Source organism: uncultured Planococcus sp., assembly GCF_947501725.1.
GTDB classification, from domain to species: domain Bacteria; phylum Bacillota; class Bacilli; order Bacillales_A; family Planococcaceae; genus Planococcus; species Planococcus donghaensis_C.
Genome location: NZ_CANMXD010000011.1, coordinates 13,105 through 26,521, shown reverse-complemented (window position 1 = coordinate 26,521; position 13,417 = coordinate 13,105). Strand labels below are relative to the sequence as shown.

Sequence of the window (13,417 nt, the reverse complement as noted above, 5' to 3'; positions counted from 1 at the left end):
TTTACATTTCTTTCTTTTCAGTTGCACTCAAAAGGGTCATATGCTATATTATCAGAATATTACAAACAAGAACAAAAGGAGGTGTTTCGGATGACGATCTTCAAAAAGGTTAAAAACGTCAATCAATGCCCTTATTGCTCAGGACAAGGATATTTTCAATTGCGACTGGGCGGTTCAGAAACGTGCTCCTGCTGTTCGGGTTCGGGGAAAAAATAAGTTAATAAGTTAGAAGCAATCGGATTAAGTCATGCCGATTGCTTCTTTTTGTTCGGCTGGCTCCGCTTTTCCATGTGTCCAGCTCCAACGGCCAACTCCTCGGGACATAAGCCACTCTGGCTGTGCAGCTGAAAAAATGCTGCTTCGCCAGACCGTCTTATGCCTGTCGGAGCTGAACGGCCGTCTCCGCTTTTCTAGTATAAGTGACAAAGCGATGAACTCTGTTCTGCTGGATTGAAAGCCTTTGTTTTTTCGGGTAAACTGATGGAAGGAATAACGGAGGTTAGAGTTCATGAACAGTTCATTCACGATTGTGCAATTGATTATTTCCATGTTGCTTTTTTATGTTATGTTTTTCGGAATCGGTTTTTTATTGAATATGTTGCTTCGGATGACTTGGCTGATGGCTGTGGTTTATCCGGTCGTTATCTTATTGGTAGTGGATGATGTAGGCGTTTTCGATTATTTCACGAATCCTGGGGAATCCTTCTCGATGTTGGGGGACACCATTACTTCCATGACAGGCAGTGATATCGCCGTCTTGCTTGCTGGCTGGGCTGGTGCTATCACATCAGGTTTTGTCATGAAAATCCTTCGCAAAATGGGTTATCAGATGTTTTAATGAAAAACGCCGATCCGGTCATCCGGGTCGGCGTTTTTTTAACTTTTTTTATCAGGCCATCTGTGCCTTTCTTTGTTGTCCAGACTCCAGCAGCCAGCCCCTCGAGTCGCTTCAGACTTACCAGCAATGGCAAGGAACGCCATTACCGGCAAGTCTTCCAGCGCTTGTCGGAGCTACATGGCTGCTTGCGCTTTTCTCACAGCATACCGTAAAAAATAAAGGAAATGGCTATACCTGTTAAAGCCCCCATAAAAACTTCACTCGGCTTGTGGCCAAGTAGGGTCTTCAGTTCCTGGATCTTTTCTTCTTCCTTTTTCTTCGGCCATTTTCTGGTTTCATCCATAAAGAGATAGATGTCCTGGCGCATCTTGTTGATGGTCAAGGCTTGCTGGCCTGCCTGAAAACGGACACCGGTGGCATCATACATTGTAATAACGGCAAACATCGTCGAGACCGCGAATATTGTGGAGGAAACACCATGTTCAAAAGCTACGGCAGTCGTTAAAGAAGTGACCGCTGCTGAATGTGAACTTGGCATGCCGCCGGTCGATGAAAAAAGCTTCCAGTCGAGCTCACGTGTTACGGCATACTGGATGGGGATTTTGACGAATTGGGCAAATACGATCGCGAACAGGGCAATCATAAGAGGAAGGTTAGAGAAAATTTCCATACGGGGCCACAGCCTTTCTGTCTAAATATGCCCCCATAGTATAACATAGACGGTAAATTTTCCATGCTTACATATTCCTTCGTCACCCGAACTACTCGAACTTCGGATTAAATGCTACACTTAAAGAGAACAGACTAAAGGAGGGGTTATATGCAAATCAACCTACAACAGCATTCACAGGAAAGCACAGCTGAAATCCTCATTGTCGGCCTAAGCCGGCATCCGGAAAACAGCAAAGGGTGGGGCGAATTCGCCCAGCGTTTTGAAGGCAAACTGGAAAGCTGGATCAAGCAGGACCTATCATTCGATTTAAAATCACTGATTACCTATCCAACACTTTCCGGAGATATTCCACGGGTCTTGTTCATCGGGTTAGATGACCGTAAAAAATTGACCGAGGAAAACCTTCGCTCCTGCTTCGGATTGGCAGGCAAAGAATTGGCGAAGAAGAAAGTGAAGCATGCAGCAATCTACATGGAGTCGTTTGAAAATGACAGAATCACGTCAGAGGATGTCGCTTTTTTGGCTGCAGAAGGCATCACGATGGGCGGCTACCGCTTTGACGATTACAAGACTACGTCCAACGAGACGCAGGTGAAACTGGAGTCTCTGACTTTATTGGCAGAAGAGGCAGCAGAGGATGTCGAATCGGCAGCGATCGTCGGCTCTGTTTTCGGTCAGTCCGTCAATGAAGCCCGGACACTTGTCAATATGCCGGCAAATATTCTAACTGCAACTGCAATGGGGGAATATGCACGTGAACTTGGCGAAACCTATGGCTTTGAAACGGATATCTTAGGGAAAGCGGAGCTTGAAGAACTGGGTATGGGCGCAATTCTTGCAGTCAACCAGGGCTCTGTCGAAGAGCCGCGCCTGATTGTCTTGAAGTACAAAGCGACAGAAGGCTTTGAAGACCCGTTGGCGCTTGTCGGTAAAGGAGTCACCTTCGACACTGGAGGTTACTCGATCAAGCCGAAGGACGGCATTGTAGGCATGAAGGGCGATATGGGAGGAGCCGCTGCTGTGCTGGGCGCTATGAGAATTATCGGCGAACTGCAGCCGGAGAAAAACGTGCTGGCAGTTATCGGCTCGACAGACAATATGATTTCCGGAAACGCTTTTAAGCCGGATGACGTCATAATTTCCATGAGTGGAAAAACGATTGAAATCCTGAACACTGATGCTGAAGGCCGTTTGGTGCTGGCCGACTGTGTCAGCTACGCGAAGCAGTTGGGAGCAACCAATGTTGTGGACATCGCGACGTTGACCGGCGGCGTCATTGTGGCTTTAGGCAAAGACAAAACCGGGGCTTTGACTAATGATGAGGCGTTTTTCGAATCCTTCCTTGAAGCTTCTGTGGAAAGCGGGGAATTTGTCTGGCGCTTGCCATTGACGGAAAGCGATAAGAAACGCATCCGGAAAAGTGAAGTCGCTGATTTGAACAATTCACCAGGCCGTGATGGCCATATGATTTTCGGCGGTGGATTTGTCGGTGAATTTGCCGGTGACACACCATGGATTCACTTGGATATTGCCGGTACCTCCGATGCGGACGGCCCTCATGATTTGGGGCCTAAAGGCGGGACTGGTGCCATGGTCCGAACATTGGCGATGCTGGTTGAGAAGATGGCGGACGAACAATAGAATGAAAAAAACCTGCAGACAATGTGTCTGCAGGTTTTTTTATTGTTCAGTGGTTTTATTGTCCATCAATTTTTTCTTTTGTTCTTTTAACGCACCTTCCATGTCGTCACGCACTGTTTCCTCGGCGACTTTGATGCCGGACATATAGGCTGCCCGTCCAATCAAATGTCCCCCAACGGGTGCGGTGATGAACAGGAATACGATGGCGATGATCATCTGTGTATTGAAGATGCCTTCGATCAGCCAAAAGTGGATGAAGGCGGCCAACAGTACACAGAGAACTCCAAGCGTCGAGCTCTTAGAGGCCGCATGGGTACGCGTATAGACATCGGGCAGGCGAATAAGCCCCAAGGCCGTGACAAGGCTGAAAAGAACCCCTGTGCTCATTAATAGGATGATGAGGATGTTAACGATTGTTGTCTCGATCGAAAATCTCTCCTCTCTCAAGGAATTTTGCAAAAGCAATGGTCCCGATGAATGACAAGATGCTCAATAACAAGATGATTTCGAGAAAAAACTCAGTCTCGATGATTAAGGACAACAGGGCAACGATCGATACCAACGAAATCCCGATGGCGTCGAGTGCAACTACACGATCGGCAATTGTCGGTCCTTTGACGAGCCGGAACAGCAGTCCGGTAAATCCTATGCTGACGATGATAAGTGAAATCCAGTAAAACATCATCATGGGCGGCTCACCTCCAGAATGGCACGCTCGAACGTGTCTTTGATCGAACTGACAGCATCATCGATGTCTTCAAAGTCGAGCGCATGGATATAGAGCCTTTTCTGATCGTTTGAAATGCCGACAACCAGCGTTCCAGGCGTCAACGTGATCAGAGCGGACAAGAGGGTAATTTCCCAATCCTCTTTCAGCTCGGTTTCCAGTTCGAAAATAGCGGGCTTCAAGTTCATGTTCGGTTTAAGGACGATCCGCAGAACCTGGATGCTCGACAAGAAAAGCTCTTTAAGGAACAGTAGGATCAGATAAATGATTGCCCATGCCCGCGAAGTATAAAGTCGATAAGAAAAGAAACGGCGCATCAGGATGATGATGCCGAGGCCGACCAGGAAGCCGATGGCGAATCCTGCGGGGCTGAAGGAAACGGTCATGAACATCCAGACAAAGGCCAGGAAGAAATTCAATAAGATTTGTAAAGCCATATGTCATCTACTCCTTTAAGACCGCATCAATATAGATGGATGGATTCAGCAGCACTTCACCTGCGCCTGAAATGAACGGCATGAAGAGTTCCGCACCGACCCCGAATACCACTGTAATGGCAACAAGGATGACCGTCGGGATAAACATTTGATTGAAAACGGATTTCTTTAAGGGAACGGTTTCAACCGGTTCTCCCCAGAAAGCATAGATGAAGATGCGCACAGCACTCAACAACACGATCAGGCTGGTTGCAAGAATGACGATGCTGCCCCAGAATTGCGGGCCTTCAAATCCACCCTGGACAATCAGCAGTTTGCCCGGGAATCCACTGAGCGGCGGTATTCCCGCAAGTCCAAATGCGGCAACCAGATACGTCCAGCCAAGGAATGGATAGGTTTTGATCAATCCGCCCATTTTACGCAGGTCTGATGTGCCGAACAATACGGCGACAATTCCGACCAGGAAGAACAGGGAAGCTTTGATCAGCATATCATGAAGCAGATAGAAGATGGATCCATCGACACCTGGCTGATTTAATTGAGCGATTCCGAACAGGATCACACCGACAGCAATGATGATGTTGTAGATGATGATCTTTTTAACATCGAAATAGGCAAGTGCACCGACGCAGCCGGCAAGAATGGTCAGGATCGCGATGATTCCCAGCAACTCGTGGGTAAATGCGATGTCCATTGTAAAGAACAATGTATATGTACGCATGATGGCATAAACGCCGACTTTTGTCAGCAAAGCTCCAAACAGCGCCAATATTGGAATAGGTGGTGAGTAATACGATCCCGGCAACCAAAAGTATAACGGGAAAATAGCAGCTTTAAAGCCGAAGACCATCAGGAACATGACAGCTATGACAGTCAGGATGCCGGTCTCTTCAATCTGTGGAATCTTCACTGCCAGGTCGGCCATGTTCAACGTTCCAGTAACCGAGTAAAGGAACGCGACAGCGGCAACAAACAAAGCAGATGAAATGATGTTCACCAGCAGGTATTTGATGGATTCACGCAGTTGAGGTTTTTCCCCGCCATGGACAATCAAGGTATATGAAGCCATCAGCAATACTTCGACAAATACGAACAAGTTGAAGATGTCGCCTGTGGTAAAGGCACCATTGACGCCGACCATCAAAAATATGACAGCCGGGTAGTAATAGGATTGCTCACGTTTCACACCGATGGTCGGGAAACTGTAAAACACGACAAACAAGGTAATGATCGAAGTCGTAGCTACCAATAGGGCGGACAGTGGATCCGATACCATGGAAATGCCGAAAGGTGCAGGCCAGCTGCCAAGCGTCACGGCCTGTACGCCATCTGCATTGACTTTAGCCAATAGGAACAATGCAGCGATCAAAGTCGTGCCCGCGGCAATCGCGGCAATAATGCGCTGAAGTTTCAGTCGCTTCGGAAAAATCATCAGGATAGTAGCGAAAAACAAAGGGATGATGATCGGAAATAGAAGTAAATTACTCATAATCTTCAGTTCCTCTCAGCAGATCCATATTATCGGTACCGAGCTCCTGATAAGACCGGTAGGCGAGCACTAGGAAAAATGATGTTACAGCAAATGAAATGACGATAGCTGTCAAAATCAAAGCCTGGGGAAGAGGGTCTGCGTAATCGCTGACGCTGACCCCTTCGGCCACGACGGGCGGGGAGTTTCCGCCAAGCCCTCCCATGGTCAACAGCAATAGATGGGCGCCATGGCTCAGCAGCCCTGTCCCGATGATGATGCGTATCAGGCTTTTCGAAAGCATTAAGTAAACAGCTGCCATAAAGAGAAATCCAATGGCAACCGACATAATTATTTCCATTATTCATCCTCTCCAATCGTTTGAATAATGGTCATCGTTACACCGACAACAACCAGGTAAACGCCTATATCGAAAAGTAAAGCCGAATGTAGGGACGTTTTACCGAAAAGCGGTAATTCAAAATAATCATAAGCATGTGTGAAAAAAGGAACATCGAAAATGATGGATGCAGAGGCGGTGGCAAGAGCCAGCAGTAAGCCGACAGCTGTCATCGTGACATAATTGAGCGGCAATATCTTTTTGACCGTTTCAATGTCGAACGCAAGCATCAGCAAGACGATTGCGCTGGTAGTCAATAACCCGCCGACAAATCCGCCACCCGGCGTATAATGCCCTGCAAAGAAAATGTGGACAGCAAACATCAAAATGATGAAGGTCACTACTTTTGTGGCCGTTTGAAGCATGACATCATTTGTTCTCATGTTGACCCTCCTTTTTGGTCAACCGCAATTTGATCATGGTGATGATGCCGATACCGGCAATGCCCAGTACAGCAATTTCAAACAATGTATCAAATCCACGATAATCGACTAAAATAACGTTGACGATATTTCCGCCTCCCGCTTCCGAGTAGACCGTTTCCTTATAAAACTCGGAAATGGAAGGGAGGAACTTTTGCGAATGTGCAGACAAGGCGACCAAAGTCATCGTGAGTCCGACACCGAGCGCAATCACTGCATTCCCAAGACGGAAACGCATACGTTCTTCTTTCCGGCTGATCTGCGGCAAATGGTAGAATGCCAACAGGAACAGCGCGACAGAAATGGTTTCGATCACCAGCTGGGTCAATGCCAAATCCGGTGCACGGAAAATGACGAAGAACAAGGCGACTGAATAACCGACTGCACCTAACGCGATAATGGCGGTAAGCCTCGATTTCGAAAACAGAATCGTCAGTGTCGAACCGATCAATGCCATTAGAATGACAATTTCATAAAAACCGATCGGCGCCAAGTTGGTGACGTCATAAGCGAATGCCTCGGTCAGGAATAGTGTTCCGAGAACGATAATGACGACAAAGCTGAACATGTAGACCAAGTAGGAGCGGATAAAGCCGGTCATGTACAGTTTAGAGAAACGGTTCGCACCGCTGTCGCTCAAGAACATCAAGTTATCGTATAAAGCGTTCAACGACACGGAATCCGGGAACCGGTCATAGCTCTTCTGCCATTTGTGCAATGTCCAGAACATCAAGCCGCCGACGGCAAAGATGCCGAGGGTCATAAAGAGTTCGGTATTGAACCCGTGCCAAGCCGAAACATGGACATCCACCTCTCCAGGAGAACTATACAGGAAGGGCTGGATCGCCATAACGGCAGGTTTGACGAGCCAGTCGCCAACGAGGTTCGGGATAAAGAAAATCACGATGACGAGCAGCGCCAGAAACACCGGCGAGATCAGCATGCCGATCGGCGCTTCGTGCGCAGGCTTCGGCAATTGATCCGGCTTATGTTCACCGGCAAATGTATGGAAGACGAAATAGAAGCTGTAGATAAACGTGAAAACGGAACCGAGCCACGCGACGATCGGGAATAGCACACCCCAGACATCCATGGAGAATAAATCGAATTCAGTTAAAGAAAGCATCGCGGTCAGGAACATTTCCTTGCTCAGGAAGCCGCCGAATGGGGGCAAGCCTGCCATGGAAAAGGCACCGATCATGGCAACAGTGAAACTGATCGGCATCAAGCTCATGAGTCCGCCTAATTTGCGGATGTCCCGCGTACCGGTTTCATGGTCGATGATCCCGGCAATCATGAACAGACTGCCTTTAAAGACTGCATGATTGATCAAATGGAAGATAGCGGCGAATCCGGCATATTTGAATGTGGTTTCCGCAATATTATCGATATGGTACCCGGCAGCCGAAGCTCCTAGCAGAGACATGATCAAGCCGAGCTGGGAAACCGTGGAAAATGCCAGAATGCCTTTCAGGTCCTTTTGTTTCAATGCGAAGAAGGAACCCCAGAACATCGTGAACAATCCAACCCCTGCAACAAGCCACATCCACGTTCCGGATATCGCAAAGACAGGAGTCAGGCGAGCAACCAGGTAAAGGCCGGCTTTGACCATCGTTGCAGAGTGCAAGTAAGCACTTACAGGAGTAGGAGCTTCCATTGCATCCGGAAGCCAGATATAGAATGGGAACTGGGCAGACTTCGTAAATGCACCAAGCAGAACAAGAACGAGCGCCCAGATAAAGAAATCATGAGACGCGAGTTGAGGTGCTTGTGGGATCAATTCACGTATTGAATATGTATTCCCCATGATGCTCAGCAGCACAAAGCCCCCGAGCATCATCAATCCACCAAAAACAGTGATCATCATAGATTTTAATGCACCGAATCTCGAACGGTCGCGGGTATACCAATATCCGATCAACAGGAAAGATGAAATCGATGTCAATTCCCAGAAAAGGTAGAGCGTAATCAAGTGGTCACTTTGGACAATGCCGAGCATAGCCGTCATGAACATCAATAAATAAACGTAGAAATTATGTAATTGTTCTCGGTGTTTGTCCAAATAGAAAATGGAGTACAGCACCACTAAAGCTCCGATGCCTGTAATCAGCAGCGTGAACAGCAGGCTCAGCCCATCAATATACGCAACAAACGCGATATCAAGTGAAGGGATCCATTGGAATTCAGAAACCAGATTGCCGCCAGCGATCGTGGTGGGGAGCAAAGAGGCATAGTAAATGAATAAAATAACGGGAACAATCAAAACAAACCAGCCCGTATGGATCTTTCCGACTTTCTTAAATAGCAGCGGGATGAACAGAGCTGCAAGCAAAGGTAAAAAGATTAAAAATACAAATGACAAATGAATCCTCCTTCCAGCATAAACGTGATGAGTTTCTAATTAGAAATTATAACGTAAATCTGATGGATTTGCACCGTTCATCGATTAACGTCGTTGAATCCCTGTAGATTTTCCGGCGCTTTTGAAATAGGAAGAAACCTGATTATGTTTATTTTGTGAATAGGAAAAAAAACAGCAAAAAAGCAGGCTTTCGGATGAAAGCCTGCTTTTAAATATTCTTCAATTCCTGCTCGAGCAGTACATCTTCGAAATCCTGTTCGGGTTTTGCCAAGGTATAGCGGAGGAAGGCAAAAGCGAGGACGAATAGGACACCTGTCACGATAAAGACGGAAGAGATGCCGATAAAGCCGCTGACAATCCCGCCGAACATGGGGCCGATGATATTTCCAAGGAAACGGAAGCTGGTGTTATAGCCCATGATTTCCCCTTGGATTTCAATCGGTGCCTCCCGGCGCATCAAAGCGGTGGTCGTCGGAATCATTCCGCCGACTGCAACCCCGAACAACAGCCGCAAAATGATCAATTGCCAAAGTTCAGTGACGAAGGCCTGTGGAATGATGAAAACAAATGCCAGCAGCAGCAGGAATCCGAGAACTTTCTCGTAGCCGATTGAATCACCCAAGCGGCCCCAGCGACGGGCGAACAGAAGATTTCCGACTCCCGTTGCGCTGAAAGTGATGCCGGCCAGGAATGCCACTTGTCCGCTGCCTTCCGTCAAATGCGCAACATACAGCGACAATAACGGCTGGATGCTGAAATTGCCGATTTGAATCAACGCCGTGATGATCATGACATTCAGTATCAGTCGATGGCTCAAAATACCGGTGATGATGGTTCTGGGCGCATAGACATGGGCATCTTTCTGTTTAACCCGTTTGATTTCATGCAGCCCGAAGACCACAAATAAGGCAGCAATCGAAATGACGCTGGCTGTAATCAGGAAAGTGTATTGGAAGCCGAAAGCGTCGGCCATCAAGCCGCCGAGAACCGGACCGAAAAGTGTGCCGGAGACGCTGCCCATCTGAAGTGTGCCAAGCGTTTTTCCGGCTGTCTCCTTAGAGGTCTGTGAACTGACAAAAGCAAGTGAAGTCGGGATGAAACCCGTCACAACGCCCATGAACAGACGGATCAAGAACAGTTCTGTTACAGAATCTGCGGTCCCCATCATGAAGATGCTGATGGCGATGCCGAATCCATTGATGATTAAAATCGGTTTGAAGCCATATTTATCAGCAATGCGGCCCCAAATCGGCGACATGATCAATGCAGCGACAAAGGTGATTCCGAATACGAGGCCAGACCAGCGCTGTACGTATTCATCAGTGAAGTTGCCGAGTGATTCGATATAAAGAGATAAGAATGGCATAATCATTGTGGTACTGCCGGCCACCAGGAAATTGGTGAACATGATGATGAAGAAATTCTTTTTCTGAGTATCCAACTGGACCCCTTCTTTCTTAATGGAGCAACTGTTCTTATTATAAGATATTTCGCCTTACGAAGAAAGTGTTGTATCTTACAAGTGAATTCAAAAATATTCTATGCTAAAATAAGGCGGGGTGAAAAGGATGAAAAAAGCAATTATAACGCCGATTTTATTGGCATTATTCCTGAGTGCATGCTCAGGAGAAGAAGCGGAGACCGGAACAGAAGATGCCGCAGCACCAACCGAAAGTGAAGCGGTTGAAGTGGACGGTTATCCTCAGCTTTCTAAAGAAGTCGCTGAAAACGAAGCACTTGTTGAACTTACGACTTCCATGGGACCCATGCAGATTAAACTGTTTCCGGAGATTGCACCAAAAGCCGTAGAAAACTTTTTGACGCATGCAGAGGAAGGATATTACGACGGATTGACTTTCCACCGTGTGATTGAAGATTTTATGCTCCAGACAGGAGATCCGACGGGCACGGGCGGTGGTGGTGAAAGTATCTATGGTGCTCCATTTGAAGATGAATTCAATGACCACCTCTTCAATATCCGCGGTGCTTTGTCGATGGCGAATGCAGGTCCTACGACGAACGGCAGCCAGTTTTTCATCGTCCAGGCACCTGCTGTTGCAGAAGCGGATTTGACCGGCGAATACCCGGAGGAAATCCGGGAAGTTTATCTGGAACAAGGTGGTGCGTTTTGGCTTGACGGCAAGCATACGGTGTTCGGCCAAGTGATCGAAGGGATGGATGTCGTAGATGCCATCGCGGCAGTTGAAACGGTGCAGGATAAACCGGTCGAAGACGTAACCATCGATTCCATCGAAATACTGGAGCAGTGACAAAAAAGGGCAAGTGCCAGCTACTCCGGCAGATGACTGAAGAAGTGAACGGCCATCTCAATACTTAAAATGAATTGCAGAAGCTCCTTTTTTACCTGGTTCTTCTGCTTTTCTTTTTGTGTTTCTGTGCTATTATAGCCCTTAACGATGTAGAAATGTTAGGTGAAAACAAATGAATACAAGTGAAATGAACAGAAGAGCCGTTGCAGTCCTGGAAGAATGGGATCCTTTTGCAATCGGTTCAGAGATGTATGGCGCCGAAATCGAAGAAGTCATCGCCCAATTACATGTTCTGGATCATCCATCAGAGCTCGCGAAGCAAATCCAGAGCATCTATGAAATCTCCTTCGATAAATGGATTCCATTGGAGAAGTGTGTGGAAATTTCCTACAAGTTGATTGCATTCAAGTATGAAGCGAAACACATTATCTGAAAACAAAAAGAGCTTTCGGCGACTATTCGCTGAAAGCTCTTTTTTGATGAGGGCTTATTTTGAACCTAAGCCATCTACTAAGTTAGAAGCGGGTACTTCCAATGCATTTGAAAGGATTAAAATAGTTTGATTGGAAGGGACTTCTTCGCCACTTTCGTAGGCTTGAAGCTTGGCGACGCCAATTCTTGTCTTTAAGGACAATTCGTCCAATGATAAGTTACGCTCTACGCGAAGCGCTTTTAATTGGTCGTGTAACTCATTTTTCATTTTCCTGCACTCCTTCTTTAATGGAACTTTCTTCTATTTATATACTATCATGCACAGAATTTTTCCGATAGGATAAGTTATGGCATTTTTCGAACAGTTTCATCATTGGAAGATAGCAATGATGCCTTGGATAAAGACAACGATGATTGCAATCGGTGCCACATAACGGACCAGTATACGCCAAATATCAACCCATAGATTTTGCTGGGACAGCTCTTCGTGCGCATCTTGCTTCGTCAGGACATAGCCTGCAAATAGTGACGTGAATAAGGCGCCGAGCGGCAAGCCGATTCTGCTCGTCAATGTGTCGACGAAATCGAAGAATGTCATCCCGAAGAATATCTCCTGCGGCATAACGCCGAAAGACAAGGCACTCGGAATTCCGACGATGAAAATCATCAAGCCGAAAATCAACGCGACACGGCGTCGGCGATCGTATTTATTCTTGACGCCGATGGAAACCGTGATCTCCAGCATGGAAATGGAAGAAGTCAAGGTTGCAAACAGCAACAGGATAAAGAAGATGATCATCAGGAATTCACCCATGAACAATTGATCGAAAATAGCTGGAAGAATGATGAACACCAGACCAGGCCCCTGATCGGGTGTATAGCCCAAAGCGAATACAGCAGGGAAGATGATCAATCCTGCCATGATTGAAATGATGATGTTCAAGGATACCACACTGACAGAAGATCGAGTCAGATTTTCAGATTTCGACAGGTAGGATGAATAGGTGATCATTCCGGCAACACCGACGCTTAACGAGAAGAAGGCTTGGCCAAGTGCCACCAATGCTGTTTCAAAATTAAAGAATGACCAATCAGGAACGAACATGAAACGTACGCCTTCCATTGCGCCGTCCAGTGTCAACGAACGAATCATCAACACCAGGAAGAAAATCAATAATGCCGGCATCATGATTTTGCTGGCGCGTTCGATGCCGCCCTTGATGCCGCCTTGTACAATCCAAATAGTCAATCCCATGAAAGCGGCCTGCGCAAGCAGAACTTCCCATGGATTAGTAATGATGCCGGTAAACAGCTCGGCAAATTCAGCGTCCCCTAAATCGGATAACTGGAACAGGATAGAACGGCCCAAATACGATAAGACCCAACCGCCAACAACACTGTAAAAAGACAAAATCAGAAACGAAAAGATAAATCCGGACCAGCCGATTAAATACCACGGTTTACCGGGAGCTTGTTTTTTCAATCCGCTGACTGCGTCAGCCTGGCCTCTGCGGCCGATGACAAATTCAGCCAGAAGAATCGGCAATCCGATGGCTACTGTACTGATGATAAACAGTAAGATAAAGACACTGCCTCCATTAGCGCCGGTTTCGTATGGGAATTTCCAAATGGCCCCCAAGCCGATTGCGCTCCCTGCAGCCGCAAGAATAAAGCCTAGCTTGGAACTCCATTGATCACGTTTTTTCAACTTCTTCACTCCTATCTCATGTAGATTTCCTCATTTTAC

At 47.0% G+C, this 13,417-nt stretch carries 16 protein-coding genes; 5 read left to right on the top strand and 11 right to left on the bottom strand.

What is annotated here, in order from left to right; all coding sequences use genetic code 11:
* Positions 1-90 precede the first annotated feature (90 nt).
* Both Q0785_RS15495 and Q0785_RS15490 read left to right on the top strand, forming a co-directional pair.
* The gene (locus Q0785_RS15495) at positions 91-216 is read left to right on the top strand and encodes a YuiA family protein (protein WP_223641946.1); all 126 of its coding nucleotides are present in this window, start codon (positions 91-93) and stop codon (positions 214-216) included.
* Positions 217-508: 292 nt separating this feature from the next.
* A complete protein-coding gene (locus Q0785_RS15490) occupies positions 509-838 on the top strand; it encodes a YuiB family protein (protein WP_223641948.1) in 330 nt (109 codons plus the stop codon).
* 196 nt (positions 839-1,034) lie between these two features.
* On the opposite strand, the gene Q0785_RS15485 is transcribed toward Q0785_RS15490, so the two are convergent.
* Positions 1,035-1,508, bottom strand: coding sequence for a divergent PAP2 family protein (locus Q0785_RS15485; RefSeq protein WP_298831835.1), 474 nt, complete (start codon positions 1,506-1,508; stop codon positions 1,035-1,037).
* A 150-nt stretch (positions 1,509-1,658) separates the two neighbouring features.
* Between Q0785_RS15485 and Q0785_RS15480 the strand changes: the two genes are divergently transcribed.
* The gene (locus Q0785_RS15480; RefSeq protein WP_298831832.1) at positions 1,659-3,152 is read left to right on the top strand and encodes a leucyl aminopeptidase; all 1,494 of its coding nucleotides are present in this window, start codon (positions 1,659-1,661) and stop codon (positions 3,150-3,152) included.
* Between the two features lie 39 nt (positions 3,153-3,191).
* Here Q0785_RS15480 and mnhG read toward each other — a convergent pair whose 3' ends face one another.
* From mnhG to Q0785_RS15440, 8 genes are all read right to left on the bottom strand, one after another.
* Positions 3,192-3,539, bottom strand: a complete 348-nt coding sequence (mnhG, locus tag Q0785_RS15475; protein WP_298832305.1) for a monovalent cation/H(+) antiporter subunit G — start codon at positions 3,537-3,539, stop codon at positions 3,192-3,194.
* Between the two features lie 19 nt (positions 3,540-3,558).
* On the bottom strand, positions 3,559-3,840 hold the full coding sequence (locus Q0785_RS15470) for a Na(+)/H(+) antiporter subunit F1 (RefSeq protein ID WP_298831829.1): 282 nt from the start codon (positions 3,838-3,840) through the stop codon (positions 3,559-3,561).
* A complete protein-coding gene (locus Q0785_RS15465) occupies positions 3,837-4,316 on the bottom strand; it encodes a Na+/H+ antiporter subunit E (RefSeq protein WP_298831826.1) in 480 nt (159 codons plus the stop codon). The genes Q0785_RS15470 and Q0785_RS15465 overlap by 4 nt, the downstream gene beginning before the upstream one ends.
* A 7-nt stretch (positions 4,317-4,323) precedes the next feature.
* A complete protein-coding gene (locus tag Q0785_RS15460; RefSeq protein ID WP_298831823.1) occupies positions 4,324-5,805 on the bottom strand; it encodes a Na+/H+ antiporter subunit D in 1,482 nt (493 codons plus the stop codon).
* On the bottom strand, positions 5,798-6,145 hold the full coding sequence (locus Q0785_RS15455; protein WP_223641964.1) for a Na(+)/H(+) antiporter subunit C: 348 nt from the start codon (positions 6,143-6,145) through the stop codon (positions 5,798-5,800). The genes Q0785_RS15460 and Q0785_RS15455 overlap by 8 nt, the downstream gene beginning before the upstream one ends.
* The gene (locus Q0785_RS15450) at positions 6,145-6,567 is read right to left on the bottom strand and encodes a Na(+)/H(+) antiporter subunit B (protein WP_223641966.1); all 423 of its coding nucleotides are present in this window, start codon (positions 6,565-6,567) and stop codon (positions 6,145-6,147) included. The genes Q0785_RS15455 and Q0785_RS15450 overlap by 1 nt, the downstream gene beginning before the upstream one ends.
* On the bottom strand, positions 6,554-8,968 hold the full coding sequence (locus Q0785_RS15445; RefSeq protein ID WP_298831815.1) for a Na+/H+ antiporter subunit A: 2,415 nt from the start codon (positions 8,966-8,968) through the stop codon (positions 6,554-6,556). The genes Q0785_RS15450 and Q0785_RS15445 overlap by 14 nt, the downstream gene beginning before the upstream one ends.
* A gap of 208 nt (positions 8,969-9,176) precedes the next feature.
* On the bottom strand, positions 9,177-10,409 hold the full coding sequence (locus Q0785_RS15440; RefSeq protein ID WP_223641970.1) for an MFS transporter: 1,233 nt from the start codon (positions 10,407-10,409) through the stop codon (positions 9,177-9,179).
* Positions 10,410-10,536: 127 nt separating this feature from the next.
* Between Q0785_RS15440 and Q0785_RS15435 the strand changes: the two genes are divergently transcribed.
* Together Q0785_RS15435 and Q0785_RS15430 are read left to right on the top strand one after the other, a co-directional pair.
* Positions 10,537-11,238 (top strand): peptidylprolyl isomerase, encoded by a 702-nt coding sequence (locus Q0785_RS15435; RefSeq protein WP_298831808.1) that lies wholly within the window; start codon positions 10,537-10,539, stop codon positions 11,236-11,238.
* 172 nt (positions 11,239-11,410) lie between these two features.
* On the top strand, positions 11,411-11,671 hold the full coding sequence (locus Q0785_RS15430) for a DUF1871 family protein (RefSeq protein ID WP_298831805.1): 261 nt from the start codon (positions 11,411-11,413) through the stop codon (positions 11,669-11,671).
* A 54-nt stretch (positions 11,672-11,725) separates the two neighbouring features.
* Here Q0785_RS15430 and Q0785_RS15425 read toward each other — a convergent pair whose 3' ends face one another.
* Both Q0785_RS15425 and Q0785_RS15420 read right to left on the bottom strand, forming a co-directional pair.
* A complete protein-coding gene (locus tag Q0785_RS15425) occupies positions 11,726-11,938 on the bottom strand; it encodes a helix-turn-helix transcriptional regulator (RefSeq protein WP_223641976.1) in 213 nt (70 codons plus the stop codon).
* A gap of 102 nt (positions 11,939-12,040) precedes the next feature.
* Complete coding sequence (locus tag Q0785_RS15420; RefSeq protein ID WP_298831802.1) at positions 12,041-13,378, bottom strand: sodium-dependent transporter; 1,338 nt, start codon at positions 13,376-13,378, stop codon at positions 12,041-12,043.
* Between the last annotated feature and the right edge of the window lie 39 nt (positions 13,379-13,417).

Excerpts from the sequence above, each read along its gene's own strand:
- Q0785_RS15435 (WP_298831808.1), top strand. The coding sequence starts at position 10,537 with ATGAAAAAAGCAATTATAACGCCGATTTTATTGGCATTATTCCTGAGT.
- Q0785_RS15425 (WP_223641976.1), bottom strand. The coding sequence starts at position 11,938 with ATGAAAAATGAGTTACACGACCAATTAAAAGCGCTTCGCGTAGAGCGT.
- Q0785_RS15430 (WP_298831805.1), top strand. The coding sequence starts at position 11,411 with ATGAATACAAGTGAAATGAACAGAAGAGCCGTTGCAGTCCTGGAAGAA.
- mnhG (WP_298832305.1), bottom strand. The coding sequence starts at position 3,539 with ATGAGCACAGGGGTTCTTTTCAGCCTTGTCACGGCCTTGGGGCTTATT.
- Q0785_RS15450 (WP_223641966.1), bottom strand. The coding sequence starts at position 6,567 with ATGAGAACAAATGATGTCATGCTTCAAACGGCCACAAAAGTAGTGACC.
- Q0785_RS15460 (WP_298831823.1), bottom strand. The coding sequence starts at position 5,805 with ATGAGTAATTTACTTCTATTTCCGATCATCATCCCTTTGTTTTTCGCT.
- Q0785_RS15455 (WP_223641964.1), bottom strand. The coding sequence starts at position 6,145 with ATGGAAATAATTATGTCGGTTGCCATTGGATTTCTCTTTATGGCAGCT.
- Q0785_RS15465 (WP_298831826.1), bottom strand. The coding sequence starts at position 4,316 with ATGGCTTTACAAATCTTATTGAATTTCTTCCTGGCCTTTGTCTGGATG.
- Q0785_RS15480 (WP_298831832.1), top strand. The coding sequence starts at position 1,659 with ATGCAAATCAACCTACAACAGCATTCACAGGAAAGCACAGCTGAAATC.
- Q0785_RS15495 (WP_223641946.1), top strand. The coding sequence starts at position 91 with ATGACGATCTTCAAAAAGGTTAAAAACGTCAATCAATGCCCTTATTGC.
- Q0785_RS15470 (WP_298831829.1), bottom strand. The coding sequence starts at position 3,840 with ATGATGATGTTTTACTGGATTTCACTTATCATCGTCAGCATAGGATTT.
- Q0785_RS15490 (WP_223641948.1), top strand. The coding sequence starts at position 509 with ATGAACAGTTCATTCACGATTGTGCAATTGATTATTTCCATGTTGCTT.
- Q0785_RS15485 (WP_298831835.1), bottom strand. The coding sequence starts at position 1,508 with ATGGAAATTTTCTCTAACCTTCCTCTTATGATTGCCCTGTTCGCGATC.